This is a genomic window from Shouchella rhizosphaerae (assembly GCF_036700015.1).
Taxonomy (GTDB): domain Bacteria; phylum Bacillota; class Bacilli; order Bacillales; family Bacillaceae_D; genus Shouchella; species Shouchella rhizosphaerae.
Genome location: NZ_CP144921.1, coordinates 1,051,720 through 1,074,670, shown reverse-complemented (window position 1 = coordinate 1,074,670; position 22,951 = coordinate 1,051,720). Strand labels below are relative to the sequence as shown.

The window sequence follows — 22,951 nt, the reverse complement described above, 5'->3', positions numbered from 1 at the left end:
CCGCCTTTTTATATAAGCATGACAAATGGATAAATAAGGATAAAAATACTCATACATAGTTCTTTAGCAAATGGTCATTCTAGTGTTATAGGGAGGTGAAACAACAATGGCAAACAACAGAAGTTCAAACAACTTGGTTGTACCTGGTGCTGAGCAAGCCCTTGAACAAATGAAAAACGAAATCGCAAGCGAATTTGGTGTAAACCTTGGCGCTGACACGACTTCCCGTGCAAACGGTTCTGTAGGCGGTGAAATCACAAAACGCCTCGTTCAAATGGCAGAGCAGCAAATGGGCGGACAACAACGTTAAACCCTATATGATGGCTTGAAAGGCGGCTTCATGCCGCCTTTCCTTTTTTCTTGGAGAAAAAAAGAAGGATAACGGTTTCCTGTTTGACACACACTGTTAAAAGAACCGATCTATGGAGGGATAGTGTGGGAGAACTACTTCAAACAAGTGTAGAACTGGCAATTGGCCTAGTTGCATTACTAATTTTAACAAGAGTGATGGGAAAAACATCGTTTGCGCAAATTACCCCATTTGATTTTATTTCAGCCCTCATTTTGGGGGAACTTGTAGGGAATGCCATCTATGATGAGAAAGTCAAAATTGGCGCGATTCTGTTCTCCATTTTTATATGGGGGCTTCTGCTTTATATTATAGAATGGCTCACACAGCAGTTTCGGAAGTCGCGAAAACTTCTTGAAGGCAGCCCATCCATTATTATTCAAAATGGCCATTTAAATCGCGCCGAGATGAAAAAGAATAAACTTGATATGAACCAACTTCAGCATTTGTTGCGTAAACAACAAGCTTTTTCCGTCAGAGAGGTCGAACACGCTATTTTAGAGACCGATGGAACCATTAGTGTTTTAAAGAAATCACAGTACGACCTACCAACTTACGAAGACTTAAACGTTCCTCAAAAACCGGTTTATTTGCCGGTAACGTTTATTAATGATGGCGCCGTTGACTGGGAAAACCTTCATAAAGCTGGCTTTAACGAAAACTGGCTCAAAAAACAGCTTGACCAGCAGCAGATCGACAAATTCGAGGACGTTTTTTATATGGAATGGAAGCAAGACGAGGGCGTTTATATTGAAAAAATGTAAGAATGAGAACATCGGTGTTCCATTCGCTTTAAAAACACATAACTACAAGCAAACGCCAATTGCCCTTATAAACACCGGCCACGCCACAAGTACAAAGCCCTTTTAGCGGACGTCTGTTTAGTTGTTGTCCACACTTAGGTAAGTACGGCAACTTGGCTTTTCATTTGACAGAAATGTGAAGATGGTTCAGGTCCCTTGCGTAACCAGCAAGACTGTACTATGATGAAAGCGATTTACATCATGTGCAGGATGAAAGGTTATCCGAGGTGAACTTATGACCAATAAACTATACTTGTCTGTATTGTCTTTTGCAGCACTTTTACTTTTGTCATCCTGTGGATGGATCTACCAGATTGGCGGAGCGCAAAGCGAATTTGACGCCACCGAAGCAGATTTGGAAGTTGCCGATTTTGCTTATACTAATCAAAATGGGGAGGAAGTATCGCTAAGCGATTTTGAAGGGGACTATTGGTTGGCTGACATGATTTTCACGTCTTGTCCGACCGTTTGTCCAATTATGACCCCTAATATGCGAGAGTTGCAAGATATGGCAATTGCCGAAAACTTGGATTTGTCGTTTGTTTCATTTTCAATTGACCCAGAGAACGATACGGTTGAGCATTTAAAAGGGTATACGGAAAACATTGGTGTAAACGATGCGTACTGGGATTTCCTAACAGGTTATGATTTAGAGGAGATTCAAGCATTTGCTTTGGATTCGTTTAAAGCACCTGTTGAAAAAACAGAAGACGATTTTCTGCATAGCACCCGGTTTTTTCTAATCGATGGGGAAGGGAAAGTTGTTCGGATCTATGATGGGTTGGCTTCTGACTTAAGTGACATTAAAGCAGACATCCAACGGACAGTGAAGTAACGGGATAAGAGGAAGGAAAGGCGATCGGGAAGTCGATTTCGCCTTTTTTTATGTTGGCTGGGTTTTCCGTTTTTTAACCACGACGCTTATTTATAGTATAGTAAATTGATAATATATACTTGAATAGTATGTTTTGTGAAGCTACTATATGATGTAAGGAGGGTGGTTATGGATTTAAGAAGCATTAAGACCTTTCAAACGATTATCAAGCATGGCAGCTTTCAAAAAGCTGCAGAAGAGCTGTCCTACGCACAATCGACGATTACGATGCAAATGAAAAAGCTGGAAAGTGAGCTAGGAGTGGTTCTTATTGAACGTGGAAAGCCGTTTCAATTAACAGAGGCTGGACGTCTCCTCGCTTTACAAGGTGATTTGCTCCTTCAAGAATTTGAACGATTACAAGAACGGATGGATGCATTAGTAAAAGGAGAAGCTGGGCATATCCGGGTTGGTGCAATGGAACCAGCAGCTAGCTATCGCTTGCCTTACGCCCTCGCACCGTTTTACAAAAAGTTTCCGAGGGTAAATGTCAGCGTCCAAATAGAAAGCAGCAGAAAGCTAATCGAGATGGTTGAGGCCGATGAGCTTGACTTGGCCATTTGTACAGCCGCGAATGTGCCGACGACAGTTGGCTTTTTGCCGCTATTTCCTGAAGAGGTCGCCATATTAATGCCAGATGCCCATCCCCTTGCTAATGAGAAGGACATTTCATTGCCCCAGTTGGAAAACGAGCCAATGTTAATTACAACAGCTGCGTGTCCATTCAGGAGAAACATTGAAAAGCAAATGCGGGATCGTGGACTGCGGCCAACTTATCGAATGGAGATAAGCAATATGTTGGCGCTAAAGCATTATGTTCAAGCCGGATATGGGATAGCAGCGGTTCCTATCCGTTGTGTGATGCCTCCTCCAAAAGGAACAGTCTTGAAGGCGATCCGCCTGTTTGAGGAAGATTTGTTAGTCGGTCTTGCGGAAAATAAAACAAAACCGTTTGGCAGAGTAGCGACATCGCTTAAAAGCATTCTTCAAAAAAACCTCCGATATGAAAAGGAACCAATTCAAAAATAATGAATAGAAACTTCATTTTTTTCAATTATACAAAAGCGTTATCTTTCGTTATAGTATTATTAATCCGATAGGTTCACTTTAATTTAAAGGGGGGATTGTGTGGGTAAGACTGTATTTATATATGGAGGAAACAGCAAACAGTCCAGGTTGATCGGTTTATGGCAAAAGGCTTCTTCTGTTTTCGCTGAGTACGGCGAAAAAGTGGAAACAATCTTTGTTCATGAGTTGCCTGGAAATGACTTATTGGCGGCAAACCCTAAAAGCGAAGCGGTACAACAGGCGAAGCAGAAGGTGGAACAAGCGAGCACCATTGTTGTGTTTACTCCGATTTATAAAGCGTCATTTAGTGGGATTTTAAAAACGTTCCTTGATTTGTTGCCTCAAAAAGCATGTTCCGAAAAAATCGTTTTGCCGATAGCTATTGGCGGTACTTTTGGCCATCTTCTTGCAATTGACTACGCACTTAAGCCTGTTTTAGCGGCCTTAGGCGCGACCACCATTCTTAGCGGTGTTTTTGTGCTCGATCAAGACGTAAAACAAGAAGAATCAGGCACATATGTGTTAATGGAACAAGCGAATGAACGACTCGAACAACAAGTGCGTCTCGCTCAAAAAACGGCGCAGTCGGCCTTTATAACCAACTAAATTTATGAGAAAAGAAGGAAACGTTATGAGCAATAAGATGAAGCTTGGAGTGTTTTTAATGGGGGCTGGCCACCACATTGGTGCTTGGCGCCACCCTAAAGCAGCAGCTGATGCCTACGAAAGCATCGACTTTTATAAACAAGTGGCTCTGTTAGCTGAAAAAGGGAAGCTTGATATGTTGTTCATTAGTGATGCCCTGTCTTTGACAGAAAAAAGCCATCCGTCTGAGTTGGTGCGATTCGAACCGCTTACGCTCGTGTCTGCCCTGGCAATGACGACAGCTAAAATTGGATTGGCCGCTACCGCAAGCACGACTTATAATGAACCGTTTCATATCGCCCGCAAGTTTGCATCAATCGACCATTTAAGTAATGGCCGTTCTGCTTGGAACATTGTTACCTCTTATTACGAAGAGGAAGCGCACAACTTCGGCGATTTGCCTCACCCGCCACATGCCGAGCGTTACGAACGAGCAGCTGAATTCGTCGAAGTGGCCAAAAAACTGTGGCGTAGCTGGGAAAGAGGGGCAGTCATCCGAAATCAACAAACAGGGGTTTACTTTGACGCAAACAAAGTCCATGCCGTCAATCATAAAGGCAAATATTTTTCAGTCAAAGGCCCCTTAAATGCATCGGCGCTGCCGCAAGGGGAGCCTGTTCTCATTCAAGCCGGTTCCTCTACTTATGGCACTAAGTTTGCAGCTCAATACGCAGAGGTTGTCTTTACAGCGCAACAGCATTTAAAAGGGGCGAAGCGATTCTACCGTAACGTAAAAGAGCAAGTCGCCGCCGCCGGGCGGCCGCCTGAAGAGGTTCTCGTGATGCCAGGCATTTCGCCGATAACAGCCAACTCAAAAGAAGAAGCGGAGGCGATTTACGAAGAGTTGCAGTCGCTGTTGGATGAGGAAACGAGTTTGGCTTTTTTATCAGACTACTTAGGTAAAGTATCTTTTTCGAGAAACCAGCTTCACCAACCGTTATCGATTGCTGACTTGCCACCTACAAATGGCAACCAAAGCAGGCGTGACCTAATTGTCGAGCTTGCTAGCCGCGAGCAATTGACTGTTTTGCAATTGGCACGGCGTGTTGCTGGGGCAAGAGGGCACCATATTGTTTGCGGTTCCCCTACACAAATTGCAGATGTCATGGAAACATGGTTTCGGGAAAAAGCAGCAGACGGCTTTAATTTGATGTTTCCTTATTACCCAGGCTTAATGGAAACATTTATCGAACAGGTTATTCCCATTTTGCAACAACGAGGGCTGTTCCGCCTTGATTATGAAGGGGAAACATTACGGTCTCATCTCGGTTTACATGAACATCAAGTTTAAAAGGAGGAGGAGCTATGAAAATCGCTTTTGTTTTAAATGAATCAGAAGACATTGTCCCGATTACAGAAGGGATCGTTCTGCGTGTTTATGATAGCTTGTCGAAGAGCTACAACGATTACTCTAATCCAGCTTTAGAACGAAAAGAGGGGAAACGGTCCGCTGCACTCCAATTTGCTATTAAACAGGGCGCCCATGCGTTGGCAGCTCCGCCTGAAACATTATGCGAACAGTCATACAAGTTTGCGCGTAAAGAGCAGCTATCGTTTATTTCTTTGCCTGGCCCGGTCCCATTCAACCAAATCATCAGCCAACCATTTGCCTTGACGGACCAGCTGCCCAAAAAAGAAATTATCCCAAGTGTTTAACAGAGGAAAGGGGTTTATAACGGATATGGCAACCGAATTGCAACACGGTGCGGCAATTGAGATCGATCAGCTCTACAAGCAATTTGGCAAAAAAAACGTTCTTCAAGGCATAGATGCAACCATACATGGGGGCGAATTTGTTGCTGTAGTAGGGAAAAGCGGCTGCGGCAAGAGCACATTGTTGCGGCACGTGGCGGGGCTTGAAACGGCGACTTCAGGAGAAGTGAGGCAGAATGGAGAACGGATCGACGGCATCAATCAGCAAGCATGTCTCATGTTCCAAGACTCGCGCCTTTTGCCGTGGCAAAATGTGCTAACCAATGTTGGCGTTGGGCTCCGCCTCGAAGGAGAGTGGCAACGGCAAGCAGCGGCGCTTCTCAAAGATGTCGGCTTGGATGGTCGGGGCAATGACTGGCCGGCTGTACTATCTGGTGGGCAAAAACAACGCGTTGCCCTAGCCCGTGCCCTTGCAGGCGGACCGAAACTGCTGTTGCTCGACGAACCTCTTGGAGCCTTAGACGCACTGACCCGAATGGAGATGCAGCAGTTGGTTGAAAGACTGTGGCTTATACATCGATTTACAGCGTTGCTCGTCACCCACGATGTCAGCGAAGCAGTCATGCTTGCTGATCGGATCATCGTGATTGAGGAGGGGAGAATTGTGATGACGAAAGACGTTTCATTGCCACGTCCCCGTGTACCAACGGCGCCAGGTTTTGCTGACATTCAGGAAACGATCTTAAATGAATTATTAGGCATTCAGGCGGAGAAACCGCTTTTGCAGCAAACGAATTAAAGGGGATGAGGAATTGGTTGAGTTTATTACAATGGCACCCACTTCAGGAGATGGCACTAGCATTTCCACTGGGAATGCTGGCTGGACAACGGCAAAAGGGACAACGCAGCGTGAGCCTTCTTTTTCCTATATAAAGGCAATTGCCGAAGCAGCTGAAGCTGGCGGCTTTACGTCGCTATTGCTTCCAACAGGCGCTGGCTGTTTAGATTCAGTAGCGGTAGCTGCTAATTTGATTAACTGCACCCAATCATTGAAATTTTTATTTGCCGTTCGACCTGGCGTCATGTCGCCAACGACGTTTGCTAAGCAATTTGCCACAATCGACAATTGGTCGGAAGGCAGGGCGCAAGTGAATATTGTCACAGGCGGTTCGCCAAAAGAACTGGCTGGCTATGGCGATTTTTTGCCTCATGATGACCGTTATCGTCGTACAGAAGAATATATCCATGTGTTGAAGCGTCTATTTTCAGAAAAAGAAGTTAGTCACGCAGGAGAATTTTATGAGTTAAAAAACGCTACGTTGTTTCCAGCATTAAAGCAAACAGGCAGTCCAAAAATTTTCTTTGGCGGGGCCTCGGAAACGGGAAAACAAGTAGCGGCAAATGTCGCTGATGTATATATGATGTGGGGCGAGCCGCTTGAAATAGCACGGGAGCGAATTAACGATATGAAAGCGCGTTACGCAAGAGCGGGCAGACAAGCAAGCTACAGCATTTCTTTTCAAGTTGTGCTCGGAAAAACGGAAGCAGAAGCATGGGCAAACGCGAATGCGCTCGTTCAACATTTAGCACCAGAAGCCCTTGAACAAAAACAGCAGGACAGGGCAAAAGGCGATTCTGTCGGTGTTAATCGCCTTCATGATTTGATGGAAGCGAGCCGTAAAGACAATTTTGTCATTGGCCCTAATTTGTGGGCAGGATTGACACAAGTACTGTCCGGCAATTCCATTGCCCTTGTCGGCACGGCAGATCAAATTGCTGACCGTGTTGTTGAATTTGTCAGTCTTGGCTTCGACAAAGTCCTTTTGCGCGGTTTTCCCCATTTGGAAGTGATAACGGAAATTGGCGCAGACGTGATCCCGCGTGTAAATGAGCGCCTATCCCACGCCGTACCACATTAAAGGGGGTGACATTGTTGAGAAAGATGGCAGTTTTTGGACTTTCGTTTGGGGTGGCGGTAGTGTTGGCGGCGTGCAATGACCCTGGCGCGGCAGCGGAGAAAGGCGAAACGGTGACAATTGGCTACCAGAAAGGAGCGTTAACGCTGTCTCTTAAAGAAGATGAGGCGTTCGCGAGGACAATGGCTGATTTGGGTTATTCCCTTGAATGGGCAGAATTTAATACAGGCAGCTCTACACTTGAAGCATTAGGGAGTGGGAGCACAGACCTTGCCAATGCCGGGGATACGCCTTCCATTTATGCCATTGCCAACAGGCAGCCGATCGATTACATTGCCGCTACGGATAATGCCCCTTACAGTGAAGGCATTTTAGTCCGCCCCGATTCAGGCATCGATCGCGTGGAAGATTTAGATGGGAAGCGGATCGCCTTTAACCGAGCATCAATCTCCCAATATTTGTTGTATAAAGCATTAGACTCGGTTGGGCTGACTTTTGCAGATATAGAGCCTGTGTATCTAGGGCCAGCCGATGCAAATTTGGCTTTTGAACAAGGGAATGTAGATGCATGGGTCACATGGGATCCGTATTTAGCTGTCTCTGAAGAAAAAGGCAATCATGTCATTGCGACGGCGGACGGCCTTGCTTCCTATCGATCCTTTTACTTTGCCAACAGTGATTTTGCCGATCAACATCCAGAAGCGGTACTGGCGTATGTCGAGGCTTTGCAACGGGTAGGGACTACGATTGAAAGCGACGCAAGCGAGGCGGCAGCGATTATGGAAAAAGCGACTGGATTGCCGCAAGATACGTGGATTGGCATTTTAAACCGTCTCGATCATGTTCCTGACTTTATTGATGAGGAGGCAGTATTTGACCTCCAAGAACAGGCGGATGATTTAATGGCCATCGGTTTGCTAGAAGATGAAGTGTCCATTGTTGATTATGTCTGGGATCGAGAGGAGGAAAGTGAATGAACAGTTGGCGACAATGGTACCAAGATGGAGTAGCGCCATGGATTGTGCCCCTCTTGTTACTCCTTTCTTGGCAGTTTATGAGCGTTTACGGTTTGTTCTCCCATTTACTTGCAAGCCCTTTGGAGGTCGTCCAAGCAGCGTGGCGGATGATTGCGAATGGGGAACTGGTTAGCCACATGGCAACCAGTTTTTATCGAGCGTTGGCAGGCTTTATCATAGGAGGCGGGCTTGGCCTTTTGCTTGGCATTGCCAATGGCTTATCCCCATTTTCAAGAAAGTATTTAGATAGTACCATCCAAATGTTGCGGAATGTGCCAAACCTTGCACTAATTCCACTTGTCGTCATTTACATGGGGGTAGGCGAAAGTGCCAAAATCTTTCTTGTGGCCGTCGGTGTGTTGTTCCCTGTATACATTAACACGTTCCATGGCATTCGCTCGATTGACCAAAATATGCTAGAAATGAGCAAAATGTATGGATTATCAAAATGGAAGTTATTCACTAAAGTGATTTTTCCTGGAGCACTGCCATCCATTTTAGTTGGCATTCGTTACGCTTTAGGCGTGATGTGGGTAACACTTATTGTTGCCGAAACGATTGCCGCCACTTCAGGAATCGGTTATATGTCGATGAACGCAAGAGAGTTTATGCAAGTGGATGTCATCATTTTAGCCATTCTCCTTTATGCGCTTTTAGGGAAGCTGGCAGATACGTTGGCAACGTTTGCCGAAAAGCGGCTGCTGCGCTGGAACCCAGCTTACCGTTGACCCATTTGACTAAAAATGGGTCTATCACACAAAGAGAAAAACGTCCAAAGTTTAAAACCAACAAGCAGCTCGTTTTTAATCAAAACAAGCTGCTTGTTTCGTTGGGCGTTTATGTGTTTATATTACTCCTTGTGCGATCATCGCATCGGCTACTTTAACAAAGCCAGCAATATTAGCGCCCACTACTAGGTTGCCAGGAGCATCGTTCTCTTTTGCCGCTTCTATACAATCTCTGTAAATGGTCTTCATAATGTCTTGGAGCTTCGCGTCGACTTCTTCGAACGTCCAAGAAAGCCGGGCGCTGTTTTGCGCCATTTCTAAAGCAGAGACAGAAACGCCGCCTGCGTTCGCCGCTTTTGCTGGAGCAAACAGAACACCATGTTCGTGAAACACGTTTACCGCTTCTAGCGTTGAAGGCATATTGGCTCCTTCGCCAATTGCTTTTACGCCGTTGGAGACTAAAACGGTCGCCGCGTTTTCGTCAATTTCATTTTGCGTGGCACAAGGAAGAGCAATATCACAAGGCACAGACCAAATGTCTGAGCAACCTTGGAAAAAGTGAGCTTGTGGGTGTTCGTTTACGTATTCGCTAATCCGTTTTTTCTCGCTTTCCTTCAAACGTTTGACCGTTTCCAAGTTAATGCCGCGTTTGTCGTAAATATAGCCTTCTGAGTCGCTACAGGCGACCACTTTCGCGCCAAGATGCATGGCTTTTTCCATCGCATAGATCGATACATTCCCTGACCCTGACACGACAACGGTGCTTCCTGCGAAACTATGGCCTTTTTCTTTAAGCATCTCTTCGACGAAATAAACCGTTCCATAACCTGTCGCTTCTTTTCTGGCAAGACTTCCGCCGTAAGCGATGTCTTTTCCGGTCAGGACGCCTGCTTCAAAACGACCGCGCATTTTTTTATATTGACCAAACATATAACCAATTTCCTTGGCACCTACACCAATGTCTCCTGCCGGAACATCGGTATCTGGTCCAATGTATTTGCTCAGTTCAGACATGAAACTTTGCGTAAAGCGCATGATTTCGCCATCGCTTTTTCCTTTTGGATCGAAGTCTGAACCGCCTTTTCCGCCACCGATCGGTTGGCCTGTCAGTGCATTTTTGAAGATTTGTTCAAACCCGAGGAATTTAATGATGCTTGTATTGACGGAAGGGTGAAACCGCAACCCGCCTTTATACGGGCCTAAAGCACTGTTGAACTGTACTCGGAAACCACGATTTACTTGGACATTTCCTTGGTCATCGACCCACGGAACGCGAAAAGAGATCATTCTTTCTGGCTCCACGATTCGTTCAAGTATAGCTTGTCTAATATACTGTGGGCGCTTAGCAAGGACAGGCAATAACGAGTCCAACACTTCCTTGACTGCTTGATGAAACTCGTTTTCATATGGGTTCCGCTGTTTTACTGTTTCGTAGACGTGTTGAACATATTCGTGCACGTCACTCGTATACGTTCCTTTCTCTTTTTCCAATACGTTCATTGATATGGCCTCCCCATTCAGTCTGAATCCAATCTATGGAAATGAAATCGTTTTCAAGGTCTTGGCATAGAAGACTGCCCTTTTGAAACAGGATTCGCTATCTGCTATCAAGTATTTTATAATTAAGTGAATCATCTAATCAATATTAATAACTGATGGATTTAATGCCTTTTTTAGATGAATGAAAGGGAGAGCTGCGATGGAAATCAGACAGTTGCTATATTTTATGGAAGTAGCGAAACGGGAGCATGTCACCGAAGCTGCAGCGGCCTTGCATGTCGCACAGTCTGCCGTCAGTAGACAGATCTTTAATTTAGAAAGCGAATTAGGCGTCGATTTGTTTATTCGAGAAGGCCGGAGGGTGAAATTGACACCAATCGGTAAAATTTTTTTAGAGCGAATTAAACATGCTATGAATGTGATTGATGATGCTAAACGGGAAGTTCAGGAGTATCTCGATCCGAAAAAGGGAACAATTCGCGTTGCTTTCCCTATCAGTTTGGCTGCTTATACATTGCCGACAGCGATCTATGCGTTTCGAAAGCAGTACCCAGAAGCGAAATTCCAGCTCAAACAGGGGCTTTATCGTGAATTAATAGACGGGGTTATTAAAGGGGATTACAATATGGCGCTGATTGGCCCAGTGCCGATGGAAGAAAAGAAAATCACCCCTCGAATTTTGTTTGCAGAAAGGATTGTCGCTCTTTTACCAATACACCATCCATTAGCGAAAAGCGCCGAAATCAATTTGCTTGATTTAAAAAATGATCCGTTTGTTTTGTTGCCAGAAGGGTTTGTTTTTCGGGACCTTGTCATTAATGCCTGTTCCGAAATAGGCTTCGTCCCGCAAATTGCTTTTGAAGGAGACGACATTGATGCGTTAAAAGGCTTAGTGTCGGCTGGTCTTGGCGTCACATTAATGCCGGAAGTCACACTCGTTGACAATACGCCGCGCTCAACTGTAAAAATCCCGTTAAGTGAACCGAATGTCACGCGAACCGTTGGAGTCATTACACCGACGGAGCGAGGGCTGTTGCCAACCGAAGAGTTGTTTTATGAATTTTTGCAGGAGTTTTTTACGAAGCTGAATCATTTTAAAGATTGAATGCTTGTTTTTTTGCCCCCAAAGTCCACGTTTATGGGAATATAGGTGTCCACAGTTGGATAGTAAAAAAAATAGGTTGAAAAAAAGACAATTAAATTATAATATGAACATATAATCATATATAGGGGGTATGGAGATGGAAAGCAACTATGTTGATTTAGATGAAGAAACGTTGTTTATAGTCTCGCAAACATTCAAAGCGCTTGGCGACCCAACACGGATACGAATCTTGCATTTGCTTGCTGAAAAAGAATGTGCTGTTGGCGAGATTGTAGAAGCGTTGGCGCTTGGCCAATCAAATGTGTCCCATCAGCTTCGTTTTCTTAAGAATTTGCGGTTGGTAAAGTCGCGGCGAGTAGGAACGGCCATGTATTATTCGCCAGAAGACGAGCATGTAATGGAAATACTAGAAAAGACGATCCAACATGCCAAACATGATTAGGAGGGGTTAGGATGGGACATTCCCATGATCACGGCCATTCTCATGGAGTTGGCCATAGCCACATTCACACGAACAATAAAAAAGTGCTACTGATTGCTTTTGTGCTTATTACCCTGTTTATGATTGTTGAAGTTATTGGCGGCATCCTCACAAATAGCTTGGCGCTTTTGGCTGATGCTGGCCATATGTTAAGCGATGCGGTTGCCTTAGGGCTTGCACTAGCCGCATTCAAATACGGGGAACGAGCAGCGAGCAACTCGAAAACATATGGCTACAAGCGCTTTGAAATTTTGGCAGCATTTATAAATGGCTTAACATTGATTGGCATTTCCGGTTATATCATCTACGAAGCAATAACACGCTTTGCCGAGCCACCAGAAGTGGCAAGTGTTGGTATGCTTGTTGTTGCTGTTTGCGGTTTGCTTATCAACATGATTGTCGCTTGGATTCTTATGCGCGGTTCTGATGTGAAAGGAAATCTGAATATGCGTGGCGCATTTCTCCACGTACTTGGTGATTTGCTCGGTTCTGTTGGCGCAATTGCCGCCGGCCTCCTGATGCTTTTTTTCGGCTGGTCAATAGCAGACCCAATTGCCAGCCTGCTTGTAGCGGCGTTGATTTTAGTCAGTGGCTTCAGAGTGACGAGGGATTCGGTCCATGTGCTTATGGAAGGCAAACCGGCATCTGTGGATGTTGACGAGGTGAAAAACGAATTGCAATCGCTGCCTGGCGTTTTAAGCATCCACGATTTGCATACATGGTCGATTACGTCTGATTTTCCAGCATTGACGGCACATGTAGTCGTTGGACACGGTATTGACCGCGACGACTTGTTGAAAACAGCAAAGCGTCTTCTCCATGACCGTTTCGGGATCCACCATACAACGCTTCAACTGGAAGGCGAAGAAAAGCAATGCAACCACTCGTGTAATTAATGGGAAGAAGGGGAGAATTTACGGACGAAATCTGCCAAAATGTAAAATTTGTTCGGATATTTATCTAAGCGCCCGTCATTTGTGTTACAATAGGAACGAATTATACCATGAATCTGTATGTGACTGGCGCGAAGTGGATAACCACAAGGGAGCATACGGATCAAAGCCGTGCGCCTGGGCAAAGGAAGAATAGGAAGTCTTCCTTATATGTTCCGAATAAAGAAAGGATGGTTTTAGGTGGCAGAGCCTATGATTTTGGATGGAAATGACGTTTCTAAACGAATAAAAGACAAACTAGCATTGCAAGTCGCAGCCTTAGAACAAAAAGGGGTACGCCCGTGCCTTGCGACCATTCTTGTTGGCGATGATCCCGCTTCTGCAACGTATGTACGGATGAAAGGCAATGCCTGCAAACGCCTCGGCATTGAATCGAAAAAAATCGAGCTTCCTAAAGAGACAACGACGAAGGAATTGCTTGCCGTCATCCGCGAGTTAAACAACGACAGCAGCGTCCACGGGATTTTACTGCAACATCCAGTCCCAAGCCAAATTGATGAACGTGCTGCATTTGATGAAATTGCGATCGAAAAAGATGTTGACGGCGTCACAACGCTAGGCTTTGCCCAAAATGCGTTTGGTTTTGCCCATTATCCCTCTTGCACACCGGCTGCGATTCTCGCTATTCTTGACCATTACCAGTTGCCAATCGAAGGCAAACATGCTGTTGTCGTTGGCCGCAGCCCGATTCTTGGAAAACCGGTTTCGCAAATGTTGTTGAACCGCAATGCAACGGTGACCATTTGCCATTCGCGCACGGAAAACGTAAGTGATTTTGTCGAGAAGGCTGACATCGTGGTTGCAGCTGTCGGCAAGCCCAACTTTATTCAAGGAGAATGGATAAAATCAGGGGCTGTTGTCCTCGATGCCGGTTACAATAAAGGCAATATTGGCGACTGTGAGTATGACGGATGCGCCCAACGCGCTTCAGCGATCACGCCTGTACCTGGCGGTGTAGGCCCTGTAACGATTTCAATGTTGCTGAAACATACGGTTGAGGCGGCTGAGCGATCTGTCTAACTTCATATAAACGGCAAACAAGCTCGAACTTGTATGCCAGCTGATGTATCGGTCATTTACACGAAAAGAACGCCCGTTGCGGGAAACGCAACGGGCGTTCAGACGATAGATAAAGTTCGAATGATGCCGCAATTGCCCTACGGTGCCTCACTGACAACGATGCCACATGCAATCCGATCACCAGCATCGCCGGTAGCTTCCGTATCTGCATCAGGGCCGCCTTCCTCTTCACCTTCGGCTACATAGCGTTCAGGAATGTGGCCAAAGTTGTCAGGATCGGCATGGACGATGACAGCCCGTTCATCTGCCAAATTAGTTGGAGTAAAGCGGTCGGTCGTAAACGATAAAAAGGCACTGCCATCTTCGCTTACATAGAGAGGTGGCATGTCGCCACTATGACCGCTATGCGCCCCGTCTTCATCATGGAAATGCCCACCTGCTGATTGAAAAGGCCCTTCGTTGTTATCCGCGTCACAGGCTGCTTCTTCATGGACGTGAAAGCCGTGGTATCCTGGAGGAAGCCCATCAACAGTCACATCGACCCTTGTTTTGTTTTCGCCTTGTTCAAAAAAAGACACATCGCCCACACGGCTTCCTTGCTCGTCGTTTAATTCAGCAAAGGCGTCGGCTTGTTCTTGCCCGCCATTGTCAGGAGCCATGCCATTGTCCCCTTCTTCTGGCAAGTCAATCTGGTCATTTCCGCACGCCACCAGCATTCCTGCTGCTGCGCATACCCCTACTGCTTTACGGAACTGCATGTTTTCGTCCCCCTCCTTGGAATGTTCATGTGCTACAGGACTATATCACAAATTCCTCTTTTTAAAACGTCGAAAACAAAAATGAGATCAGCCAATATCAGCATGGGCTTTTAAGGCTTGTTCGGCAATCATCCAAACGTGTTTTTTTAACTCGGTCGGGGAAATCATTTTCACCTTGTTTCCGAAGCCAACAATATAGGCTGCTGCCTCCTCTTTTGTATCAAAAGACAGCCTAGCAGTTAGCCAGCCGTCTTCGCCTGATTCATAGAGGTCGAGCACACGGACATAACGGCCTGAGTTGTGCAACATATCTTTTTGTTCATAGGCAATGAGAAGGTTAACTTCATAGGAAGGCAGTGTTCGAATAAACGCGTTTTTTGAGTCATGCCAGTAGCGGGCCAAATCGAAGTTTTCTGGCCGTTCAAACCGCTTTGGCAAAAGCTGCGCCGAACGAATCCGCGACGCCCTAAATGTTTTCAGTTCTTGTTGTTCAGCTGCGATCAAGTACCAAGTGCTGCCTTTGGCGACGAGCCCTAAAGGCTCCACTTCACGTTCTGATGCAGCAGACCCGTATTTTTCATAAGAGATAGACAGGGCGCGCTGTTCCCACAGCCCTTGGTTAAGCAAACTGAATGCCTCGACGGTTTCTTTTTTGCCACGCCAAGTGCTAGCGTCAATGTAGATGCGGTTTTGTGCGTCGGCAAAGTCAACAGAGGCGGCAGAGGATAAAGAAGCCAGCAATTTTTCGCGCGCTTCTTGCCAGTTTTTTGTGTAGCCTAAGTCGCCAAGCAAGTCGATTGGTGGGGAAAGAAACAGCGTTTTTACTTCCTCTTTTGTTAGACCAGTCAACTGTGTTCTGTAACCATCTAGAAGCTTCCAGCCTCCCGTTTTTCCACGCTCCGCATAAACAGGAATGCCTGCACTGCTTAATGCATCCATATCGCGGTGGACCGTCCGCTCTGAAACGCCAAGTTCCTCGGCTAATGCTTTTGTCGAAATGATTTTTCGGTTTTGCAACAACAATACGATTGATAAGAGTCTTTCAGCTCTCATTTCAACCACGCCTTTTTCTTTTTTATATATGACATTAGGTGTCAACTTTAGTGGATATAGTAAACATACATGAGGAAGGAGGAATATGCAAATGAATGCTCTATCAAACAAAGTAGCGCTCGTAGCTGGCGGTACGCGAGGGGCAGGGCGTGGGATTGCCATTGAGCTTGGCGCAGCCGGTGCAATCGTTTATGTGACTGGCCGGACAACAAGGACAGAAACGTCGGAATACAACCGGCCTGAGACGATTGAAGAGACAGCTGAACTAGTAACAAAAGCTGGTGGCAAAGGGATTGCTGTCCAAACCGATCACTTGGTGCCAGAGCAAGTGGAAGCGTTAGCGAATAAAATCAAGTCAGACCACGGCAAATTAGATATTCTTGTGAATGATATTTGGGGTGGGGAGTTACTGACGGAATGGCATGTTCCTATTTGGGAGCTGTCGCTTGAAAAAGGGTTTCGTCTGTTGCGACTAGCCATTGATACTCATTTAATCACAAACCATTATTTGCTCCCGTTGTTAATTAAACAAAAGGGCGGGCTTGTGGTCGAAGTAACAGACGGAACGAAAGCCTACAACGATACTCATTACCGCCTCTCGATGTTTTATGACTTGGCCAAAAGTTCCATTATCCGCATAGCCGAGGGTCTTGCTCACGAGCTTGCTCCGCACCATTGTACGGCTGTATCGCTCACTCCAGGATGGCTCCGATCAGAAATGATGCTTGAGGTGTTTGGTGTCACGGAAGAAACGTGGCGCGACGGCCTGAAAACAGATCCTCATTTCGCCATTTCAGAAACACCCCGTTTTATCGGCAGGGCGATCACGGCCCTCGCTGCCGATGGAGACAGGCACCGTTGGAATGGCAAGTCGCTTTCAAGTGGGGAATTAGCAAAAGTCTATCACTTTACCGATGTCGATGGCTCACAGCCAGATTGTTTTCGCTATTTGCTCGAAGTCCAAGAAGCTGGAAAGCCAGCAGATGTGAGCGGTTATCGTTAACCGTGTCATGGAAGCAAAGTTGTCCAGCGTTGCCGTTAGAGTGGACATTGGGTCAACTTAGGTATAAGCGGATTGACTTTTATGATTGTTTTCAATATAATCAAAAGAAATTTCATACGAAATTCAATGACGAGAACGAGTAGTGATGGGTCCCTTATCTCCAGAGAGTTGGCGTTTGCTGAGAGCCAATGGTAAGGCCATGATGAAAATCCTCTCCGAGAAGCAAAGCTGAACATGTTTTTAAGCTTTGACGGCATTCAACCGATATCCTGGACGCGTATGATGGTACGTAGTGAATCGATTTTAGCGATGTTTTTGCATGGCTTGTATGAGTGTATAATAATGGTATACAACTCGGTCCTACGTCAGGACCGAGTTTTTTTATTTTGAAAAAGAGGTGAGAACGGCATGAAGGAAAAGGTGGTTGAACAGGAACGACGGCTACGAAAGCGATGGACAAAAGAGGGAACATTCCAGAAATCAGTGGCTAACCGCGAAGGCCACAAAACATTTGTCTTTTATGAAGGGCCGCCAACTGCAAATGGACTGCCACACGCGGGCCATGCATTAGGAAGGACAGTTAAGGACTTCATTGCTCGTTATAAAACGATGCGAGGTTATCAAGTGTTGCGGAAAGCTGGCTGGGATACACATGGGTTGCCAGTAGAATTGGAAGTGGAAAAACAATTGAACATTCGCGGCAAAGATGAGATTGAAGCTTATGGAGTAGAAAACTTTATTCGCAAATGCAAGGAGAGCGTGTTTTCATACGAGCGCGAGTGGCGCCAATTTACGGAAGCCCTTGGCTACTGGGTGGACATGGATGACCCTTATATTACGTTAACAAATGATTATATCGAGTCCGTTTGGCATATTTTAGCTGCCATCCATAAAAAAGGGCTGTTGTACAAAGGACACCGGGTTGTTCCTTATTGCCCCCATTGTGAGACGTCACTTAGCTCTCATGAAGTCGCTCAAGGGTATAAACAAGTAATGGACTTATCGGCAACAGCCAAGTTTCCAATAAAGGGCAGAGAAAATCACTATTTGCTTGGTTGGACAACAACACCGTGGACACTGCCAGGAAATGTCGCAATTGCCGTTCATCCAGAACAAGAGTATGTGCAAGCAAGAAAAGGGAACGACGTGTATATTGTTGCCGCAGCACGTGCAAAGGCCGTACTTGGCAATGATTTTGATGTACAGAAACGCATATTAGGAGAAGAACTTGTTGGAACCGCCTATGAAGCGCCTTTTGCTGAAGCGGAAATTGAGAAAGGCCATCAAGTCATTGCCGCAAGTTTTGTGACAGAAGAAAGCGGAACAGGCTTAGTCCATATTGCCCCTGGTTACGGTGAGGAAGATTACAATGCCGTTTTGGAAAATGGCCTTGACTTCATTCATGTCGTCGATGAAAAAGGACGATATAAACAAGAATTTGGGCCGCTTGCAGGGCGGTTTGTGAAAGACGCAGACGTAGACATCATTAAAATGCTGGCCGCGAAGGGACGGTTGTATGCAAAAGAAAAATACGAGCACAGTTATCCCCACTGTTGGCGTTGTGACAGTCCGTTGCTCTATTACGCGATGGAAGGGTGGTTTATCCGCACAACGGCTGTAAAAGAACAAATGCAAGCAAATAACCAAGGAGTGGAATGGTATCCTGGCCATATAAAAGATGGGCGCTTTGGCCATTTCCTAGAGAACATGGTCGATTGGAACATCGGCCGAAATCGTTTTTGGGGCACGCCTTTAAATGTGTGGGTTTGCCAAACGTGTGGCCGCGAAAAAGCGCCTGGCTCACTACAAGAGCTGCGTCAATGGGCTATTACAGAGTTAGGAGAAGGGTTTGAACTCCATAAACCATATGTCGATGACGTTCAATTTGCTTGTACTTGCGGGGGACAAATGGAACGGACAAAAAAAGTGATCGATGTGTGGTTTGATAGTGGGGCGATGCCATTTGCCCAGTACCACTATCCTTTTGAGAATCAAGACTGTTATCACAAGCAGTTTCCGGCTGATGTTGTGATTGAAGGTGTAGATCAAACACGGGGCTGGTTTTACAGTCTTCTCGCTGTTTCCACTCTCTATAAAGGCGTTGCTCCGTACAAGCGAGTGTTGTCATTAGGTCACATTTTAGATGAACATGGCCAGAAGATGTCGAAAAGCAAAGGCAACGTTCTTCATCCTCTTGAGTTAATTGAGGAATATGGTGCAGATGCGTTGCGCTGGGCTTTGCTTGCCGATAGCGCTCCATGGCACAACAAACGGTTTTCGAAGCAGACTGTCAGCCAAGCAAAATCAAAAGTAATCGATACGTTGCGCCATGCACACGCTTTTTTCAACTTGTATGCAGAAATAGACGGTTTTGACCCAGATAAACATTGGTGTAAAGCTGATTCGTTGCTTGATTGTTGGATTGTATCTAGGCTGCATTCGCTCATAAAAGAAGTAACCTGCAGTTTAGAGACTTATGATTTAACAAAAGGGGCGCGTTTAACGGCAACTTTCCTTGATGAAATGAGCAACTGGTATATCCGTCGAACGCGCCAGCGGTTTTGGGCGAGCGGGATGAATGAAGACAAAAAGGCAGCTTACTCTACTTTGTATCATGTGCTTACAAAAACAGCTCAACTTATTGCCCCATTTGCCCCTTTTGTAGCAGATGAGGTATACAGCGAGTTGAAAGGGGACAGCGTCCATTTATCGGACTACCCGCAAGCTGACGACTCGCTAATCGATCAAGAGATGGAAGATGAAATGGCATGGGTGTTGCAAATTGTTGAAAGAGCCCGTTTTGCCCGCAATAAAGCAGCATTAAAAACAAAGCAACCGCTACAAACACTGGTCGTAATGGAAACGTCTGTATCCGTGTCACCCAAACTAGAGAAGTATGGGCCCATCATTCAAGAAGAAACAAACGTAAAAGAAGTGGTCTTTCATAAACAGACGAGCGGCTTAATGTCGATCCATTTAAACTTGAACTTTGCTGTAGCTGGACCGAAATTTGGGAAGAACATTGCTTTCGTGAAGCAGCAACTTGATCGGTTAACAGATGCTGAAAAGGCACGTTTTCTAGAAAAAGGAGAATGTCGTTTACAAGATGGGACGTTGCTAGAGCATGGAGATGTTCACATTGAAAGGCGGGCGCAAGAAGGTTATGTATTGGCTGAAGGAAACGACTTTACGGTGTTGCTTGATACAAGGATGACCACTGAATTGCTAGAAGAAGGGTTTGTCCGCGAACTGGTGCGCGCCGTGCAAGCATACCGTAAGGAGTTAGGTTTTTCTGTGAATCAACGTATCGATTTGTATTTAGACGTTCAGCCACCTGAACAAGCGATATTAGAGAAGTTCAAAGGCTTGCTCGATAAAGGCATTGTGTTGCGACAGGTTTATTTTGAGAGCAAGGAAGGGATGAAACCGTTAGACGTGGAAGGCCGCCCAATTGGGTTGTATATTGGAAGCTAAAAAACAGCACATGCAGCGATTGCATGTGCTGGGTGTCTTTTTTTAATTCACGGCTTGAATGCCATCGTTGCGTTAACGGCGTTTTTCCAGCCTTTGTATAACGCATCTCGCTCATCGGCGTTCATTTTTGGTTCAAATGACCGGTCCATATTCCATTTGCGGGCGATATCTTCTTTGCTTTTCCAGACGCCAACAGCGAGGCCAGCTAGATAGGCAGCACCAAGCGCCGTCGTCTCTGTAACGGAAGGAATTTCAACGGGTGCATCAAGGAGATCGCTTTGGAATTGCATTAAAAAGTCATTAGCAACAGCGCCTCCATCGGCACGAAGCTTTTTCGATTCCATGCCAGCGTCTTGTTCCATTGCTGCCATCACATCTTTTGTCTGATAAGCAAGTGATTCCAGCGTGGCACGGACAATATGAGCACGCTCTGTGCCACGGGTTAACCCAAACATGGCGCCTCTTGCTTCGCTGTCCCAATATGGGGTACCTAGGCCAACAAATGCAGGGACTAAGTAGACACCATCAGCGGACGTTACTCGTGTCGCTAACGCTTCACTTTGCGGGGCATTTTCAATAATTTTAAGGCCATCCCGTAACCATTGAATTGCCGAACCGGCAACAAATACACTGCCTTCAAGGGCGTACTCAACTTTTCCATCAATTCCCCATGCCAGTGTTGTCAAAAGCCCGTTTTTCGACTCAACCGCTTGTTCTCCTGTATTCATCAAAATAAAACAGCCAGTGCCGTAAGTGTTTTTAACCATTCCTTTTTCAAAACACGCTTGCCCGAACAAAGCCGCATGCTGGTCACCGGCGACGCCAGCAATTGGCACATTTTCCCCAAAGAAATGGTAGTCAACGGTTGTGGCGTATACTTCAGAAGAGGAGCGGACTTCCGGCAGCATTTGCTTTGGAACATCGAGCAGTTCGAGCAGGTCGTCGTCCCATTTCAACTCGTGGATATTGTACATAAGCGTCCGAGCTGCATTTGTATAATCGGTCACATGAGCTTTGCCGCCGCTTAGTTTCCAAATGAGCCATGAATCAATTGTGCCAAACAACAGGTCGCCTTTTTCAGCTTTTTCTCTTGCGCCATCTACATGGTCAAGAATCCATTTTACTTTTGTGCCAGAGAAATAAGGATCAAGCAATAAGCCCGTTTTTTTACGGAATGTCTCGTTCAACCCTTTTTCCCGCAAATCAGCGCAAATCTTTTCAGTTTGCCGTGATTGCCAAACCAAAGCATTGTATATCGGTTTTCCTGTGTGTTTATCCCATACGACTGTTGTTTCCCGTTGGTTTGTAATGCCAATTCCAGCCACATCTTTTGGCTCAACATCGGACTCGGAAAAGACTTCAGCGATGACGGCAAGAACGGATGTCCAAATTTCATTGGCATTATGCTCTACCCAGCCTGGATTTGGGAAGTATTGGGTGAATTCCCGTTGCGCCGTTTTTTTGATTTCTCCTTGGCTGTCAAATAAAATCGCGCGTGAACTAGTTGTTCCTTGATCGATGGATAAAATGTATGGGTTTTTCATCAATATCGTCTCCTTTGTTTAGAAAATAAGGGTATAAAAAACAGCGCCAACAATACCGCCAACAAATGGCCCGAGAATGGGCACCCATGCATAAGTCCAATCGGATGGCCCTTTTTTGTTAATTGGCAATAAAGCGTGGGCAAGGCGTGGCCCTAGGTCACGTGCTGGGTTAATGGCATAGCCAGTCGTGCCCCCGAGGGAAAGGCCAATCGCAATGATGAGCAAGCCAACGACAATTGGATTCAATCCTTCGCTGAATGTGTTGGCGCCAATAGCCAATAACCCGAATACCAATACAGCAGTGCCAATTAATTCGCTTAAGAAATTGGCTGGGAGGTGGCGAATCGCCGGACCAGTTGCAAATACGCCCAGTTTAACTCCTGCATCTTCCGTTGCCTTCCAGTGTGGATAATAATGAAGAAAGACAATAACGGCACCAAGAAAGGCTCCGGCTAACTGTCCGATTATATAGCCAGGTACTTGCGCCCAAGGAAACTGTCCGATGGCAGCAAATCCAAGCGTGACAGCAGGGTTCAAATGGGCGTCACTCACAGTGCCGGCCACATAAACGCCAAGCGCTACTGCAAAGCCCCAGCCTACCGAAATCGCAATCCAGCCTGCCCCTTCTCCTTTTGATTGTTTTAGCGTCACACCGGCGACAACGCCAGCACCAAAAATGATAAGAACCATAGTGCCGATAAGCTCTGCCATGATTTCTGCCATTTTTCGTACCTCCTTCATAGTGTCAAGCCGAAAGCCAAATTGGAAGAAACGAAACTGCATTTGCATAAAAAAGAGCAGCCTTAATCACAGGGTCGCGCAGGACGCTGTTATAAGGCTGCCTCTCATTTGCTCATCAGCTCTCACTTTAACTTGTCCCCGCATTATATCCTGTTTTAACAAATTTGTAAACGGATACATCGACAATTGGGAAAATCTACACAATGACTCTTTAAAATCGTATTCGCTCTTACAAAGGGTAGAACTATTTTTAGCTTTGGAATGCCT

Annotated in this window: 22 protein-coding genes and 1 riboswitch; of the genes, 17 read left to right on the top strand and 5 right to left on the bottom strand. The window is 45.8% G+C overall.

Annotation, left to right across the window (positions count from 1 at the left end; translation table 11 throughout):
- The first annotated feature begins 106 nt into the window (after positions 1 to 106).
- The 11 genes from V5G21_RS05620 to V5G21_RS05570 all read left to right on the top strand — a co-directional run bounded on the left by V5G21_RS05620 (position 107) and on the right by V5G21_RS05570 (position 9,052).
- Positions 107 to 310 carry an alpha/beta-type small acid-soluble spore protein gene (locus V5G21_RS05620; protein WP_011248242.1) on the top strand — a complete coding sequence of 68 codons (204 nt, stop codon included), beginning with the start codon at positions 107 to 109 and terminating at the stop codon, positions 308 to 310.
- Positions 311 to 435: 125 nt separating this feature from the next.
- A complete protein-coding gene (locus tag V5G21_RS05615; RefSeq protein ID WP_063608520.1) occupies positions 436 to 1,113 on the top strand; it encodes a DUF421 domain-containing protein in 678 nt (225 codons plus the stop codon).
- Positions 1,114 to 1,387: 274 nt separating this feature from the next.
- Positions 1,388 to 1,987, top strand: a complete 600-nt coding sequence (locus V5G21_RS05610; RefSeq protein ID WP_063608519.1) for an SCO family protein — start codon at positions 1,388 to 1,390, stop codon at positions 1,985 to 1,987.
- A gap of 168 nt (positions 1,988 to 2,155) precedes the next feature.
- Positions 2,156 to 3,055 (top strand): LysR family transcriptional regulator, encoded by a 900-nt coding sequence (locus V5G21_RS05605; RefSeq protein ID WP_063608518.1) that lies wholly within the window; start codon positions 2,156 to 2,158, stop codon positions 3,053 to 3,055.
- 99 nt (positions 3,056 to 3,154) lie between these two features.
- Entirely contained in the window at positions 3,155 to 3,700 is a 546-nt protein-coding gene (gene ssuE, locus V5G21_RS05600; protein ID WP_035203148.1) for an NADPH-dependent FMN reductase, read from the top strand.
- Positions 3,701 to 3,725: 25 nt separating this feature from the next.
- Positions 3,726 to 5,030: an LLM class flavin-dependent oxidoreductase gene (locus tag V5G21_RS05595; protein WP_035203146.1), complete on the top strand. Its 1,305-nt coding sequence runs from the start codon at positions 3,726 to 3,728 to the stop codon at positions 5,028 to 5,030.
- Positions 5,031 to 5,044: 14 nt separating this feature from the next.
- Complete coding sequence (locus tag V5G21_RS05590) at positions 5,045 to 5,395, top strand: hypothetical protein (RefSeq protein ID WP_095236587.1); 351 nt, start codon at positions 5,045 to 5,047, stop codon at positions 5,393 to 5,395.
- 25 nt (positions 5,396 to 5,420) lie between these two features.
- On the top strand, positions 5,421 to 6,191 hold the full coding sequence (locus V5G21_RS05585) for an ABC transporter ATP-binding protein (protein ID WP_035203143.1): 771 nt from the start codon (positions 5,421 to 5,423) through the stop codon (positions 6,189 to 6,191).
- A gap of 13 nt (positions 6,192 to 6,204) precedes the next feature.
- A complete protein-coding gene (locus V5G21_RS05580) occupies positions 6,205 to 7,311 on the top strand; it encodes an LLM class flavin-dependent oxidoreductase (RefSeq protein ID WP_035203140.1) in 1,107 nt (368 codons plus the stop codon).
- Between the two features lie 23 nt (positions 7,312 to 7,334).
- Positions 7,335 to 8,285, top strand: a complete 951-nt coding sequence (locus V5G21_RS05575) for an aliphatic sulfonate ABC transporter substrate-binding protein (protein ID WP_035203668.1) — start codon at positions 7,335 to 7,337, stop codon at positions 8,283 to 8,285.
- Positions 8,282 to 9,052 (top strand): ABC transporter permease subunit, encoded by a 771-nt coding sequence (locus V5G21_RS05570; protein WP_011248232.1) that lies wholly within the window; start codon positions 8,282 to 8,284, stop codon positions 9,050 to 9,052. Before V5G21_RS05575 ends, V5G21_RS05570 begins: the two co-directional genes overlap by 4 nt.
- Before the next feature lie 117 nt (positions 9,053 to 9,169).
- Here the strand turns inward: V5G21_RS05570 and gdhA are convergent, their stop codons facing one another.
- Positions 9,170 to 10,552: an NADP-specific glutamate dehydrogenase gene (gene gdhA / locus V5G21_RS05565; RefSeq protein WP_051881171.1), complete on the bottom strand. Its 1,383-nt coding sequence runs from the start codon at positions 10,550 to 10,552 to the stop codon at positions 9,170 to 9,172.
- Between the two features lie 199 nt (positions 10,553 to 10,751).
- On the opposite strand from gdhA, the gene V5G21_RS05560 reads away from it, so the two are divergent.
- The 4 genes from V5G21_RS05560 (at position 10,752) to folD (ending at position 14,111) form a co-directional block, all read left to right on the top strand.
- Positions 10,752 to 11,657, top strand: coding sequence for a LysR family transcriptional regulator (locus tag V5G21_RS05560; RefSeq protein ID WP_011248230.1), 906 nt, complete (start codon positions 10,752 to 10,754; stop codon positions 11,655 to 11,657).
- Between the two features lie 136 nt (positions 11,658 to 11,793).
- The gene (locus tag V5G21_RS05555; protein ID WP_035203133.1) at positions 11,794 to 12,099 is read left to right on the top strand and encodes an ArsR/SmtB family transcription factor; all 306 of its coding nucleotides are present in this window, start codon (positions 11,794 to 11,796) and stop codon (positions 12,097 to 12,099) included.
- Positions 12,100 to 12,110: 11 nt separating this feature from the next.
- Positions 12,111 to 13,034: a cation diffusion facilitator family transporter gene (locus V5G21_RS05550; protein ID WP_011248228.1), complete on the top strand. Its 924-nt coding sequence runs from the start codon at positions 12,111 to 12,113 to the stop codon at positions 13,032 to 13,034.
- 109 nt (positions 13,035 to 13,143) lie between these two features.
- Positions 13,144 to 13,221: riboswitch (ZMP/ZTP riboswitch) on the top strand.
- A 50-nt stretch (positions 13,222 to 13,271) separates the two neighbouring features.
- Positions 13,272 to 14,111 carry a bifunctional methylenetetrahydrofolate dehydrogenase/methenyltetrahydrofolate cyclohydrolase FolD gene (gene folD / locus V5G21_RS05545; protein WP_011248227.1) on the top strand — a complete coding sequence of 280 codons (840 nt, stop codon included), beginning with the start codon at positions 13,272 to 13,274 and terminating at the stop codon, positions 14,109 to 14,111.
- A 137-nt stretch (positions 14,112 to 14,248) separates the two neighbouring features.
- Here the strand turns inward: folD and V5G21_RS05540 are convergent, their stop codons facing one another.
- Together V5G21_RS05540 and V5G21_RS05535 are read right to left on the bottom strand one after the other, a co-directional pair.
- Complete coding sequence (locus V5G21_RS05540) at positions 14,249 to 14,869, bottom strand: superoxide dismutase family protein (RefSeq protein ID WP_338465336.1); 621 nt, start codon at positions 14,867 to 14,869, stop codon at positions 14,249 to 14,251.
- An 87-nt stretch (positions 14,870 to 14,956) separates the two neighbouring features.
- On the bottom strand, positions 14,957 to 15,922 hold the full coding sequence (locus tag V5G21_RS05535) for a helix-turn-helix transcriptional regulator (protein ID WP_338465335.1): 966 nt from the start codon (positions 15,920 to 15,922) through the stop codon (positions 14,957 to 14,959).
- A 91-nt stretch (positions 15,923 to 16,013) separates the two neighbouring features.
- On the opposite strand from V5G21_RS05535, the gene V5G21_RS05530 reads away from it, so the two are divergent.
- A complete protein-coding gene (locus tag V5G21_RS05530) occupies positions 16,014 to 16,925 on the top strand; it encodes an SDR family oxidoreductase (RefSeq protein ID WP_338465334.1) in 912 nt (303 codons plus the stop codon).
- Between the two features lie 408 nt (positions 16,926 to 17,333).
- On the top strand, positions 17,334 to 20,399 hold the full coding sequence (ileS, locus tag V5G21_RS05525; RefSeq protein ID WP_338465333.1) for an isoleucine--tRNA ligase: 3,066 nt from the start codon (positions 17,334 to 17,336) through the stop codon (positions 20,397 to 20,399).
- A 47-nt stretch (positions 20,400 to 20,446) separates the two neighbouring features.
- On the opposite strand, the gene glpK is transcribed toward ileS, so the two are convergent.
- Both glpK and V5G21_RS05515 read right to left on the bottom strand, forming a co-directional pair.
- On the bottom strand, positions 20,447 to 21,943 hold the full coding sequence (glpK, locus tag V5G21_RS05520; RefSeq protein ID WP_095317177.1) for a glycerol kinase GlpK: 1,497 nt from the start codon (positions 21,941 to 21,943) through the stop codon (positions 20,447 to 20,449).
- 18 nt (positions 21,944 to 21,961) lie between these two features.
- The gene (locus V5G21_RS05515) at positions 21,962 to 22,666 is read right to left on the bottom strand and encodes an MIP/aquaporin family protein (protein WP_338465331.1); all 705 of its coding nucleotides are present in this window, start codon (positions 22,664 to 22,666) and stop codon (positions 21,962 to 21,964) included.
- Positions 22,667 to 22,951: the final 285 nt, after the last annotated feature.

Bases quoted from the DNA above. Each gene is read 5' to 3' on its own strand.
- V5G21_RS05620 (WP_011248242.1), top strand. From the start codon at position 107: ATGGCAAACAACAGAAGTTCAAACAACTTGGTTGTACCTGGTGCTGAG.
- V5G21_RS05610 (WP_063608519.1), top strand. From the start codon at position 1,388: ATGACCAATAAACTATACTTGTCTGTATTGTCTTTTGCAGCACTTTTA.
- V5G21_RS05605 (WP_063608518.1), top strand. From the start codon at position 2,156: ATGGATTTAAGAAGCATTAAGACCTTTCAAACGATTATCAAGCATGGC.
- V5G21_RS05595 (WP_035203146.1), top strand. From the start codon at position 3,726: ATGAGCAATAAGATGAAGCTTGGAGTGTTTTTAATGGGGGCTGGCCAC.
- V5G21_RS05590 (WP_095236587.1), top strand. From the start codon at position 5,045: ATGAAAATCGCTTTTGTTTTAAATGAATCAGAAGACATTGTCCCGATT.
- V5G21_RS05585 (WP_035203143.1), top strand. From the start codon at position 5,421: ATGGCAACCGAATTGCAACACGGTGCGGCAATTGAGATCGATCAGCTC.
- V5G21_RS05575 (WP_035203668.1), top strand. From the start codon at position 7,335: ATGGCAGTTTTTGGACTTTCGTTTGGGGTGGCGGTAGTGTTGGCGGCG.
- V5G21_RS05570 (WP_011248232.1), top strand. From the start codon at position 8,282: ATGAACAGTTGGCGACAATGGTACCAAGATGGAGTAGCGCCATGGATT.
- gdhA (WP_051881171.1), bottom strand. From the start codon at position 10,552: ATGAACGTATTGGAAAAAGAGAAAGGAACGTATACGAGTGACGTGCAC.
- V5G21_RS05560 (WP_011248230.1), top strand. From the start codon at position 10,752: ATGGAAATCAGACAGTTGCTATATTTTATGGAAGTAGCGAAACGGGAG.
- V5G21_RS05555 (WP_035203133.1), top strand. From the start codon at position 11,794: ATGGAAAGCAACTATGTTGATTTAGATGAAGAAACGTTGTTTATAGTC.
- V5G21_RS05550 (WP_011248228.1), top strand. From the start codon at position 12,111: ATGGGACATTCCCATGATCACGGCCATTCTCATGGAGTTGGCCATAGC.
- V5G21_RS05540 (WP_338465336.1), bottom strand. From the start codon at position 14,869: ATGCAGTTCCGTAAAGCAGTAGGGGTATGCGCAGCAGCAGGAATGCTG.
- V5G21_RS05535 (WP_338465335.1), bottom strand. From the start codon at position 15,922: ATGAGAGCTGAAAGACTCTTATCAATCGTATTGTTGTTGCAAAACCGA.
- V5G21_RS05530 (WP_338465334.1), top strand. From the start codon at position 16,014: ATGAATGCTCTATCAAACAAAGTAGCGCTCGTAGCTGGCGGTACGCGA.
- ileS (WP_338465333.1), top strand. From the start codon at position 17,334: ATGAAGGAAAAGGTGGTTGAACAGGAACGACGGCTACGAAAGCGATGG.
- glpK (WP_095317177.1), bottom strand. From the start codon at position 21,943: ATGAAAAACCCATACATTTTATCCATCGATCAAGGAACAACTAGTTCA.
- V5G21_RS05515 (WP_338465331.1), bottom strand. From the start codon at position 22,666: ATGGCAGAAATCATGGCAGAGCTTATCGGCACTATGGTTCTTATCATT.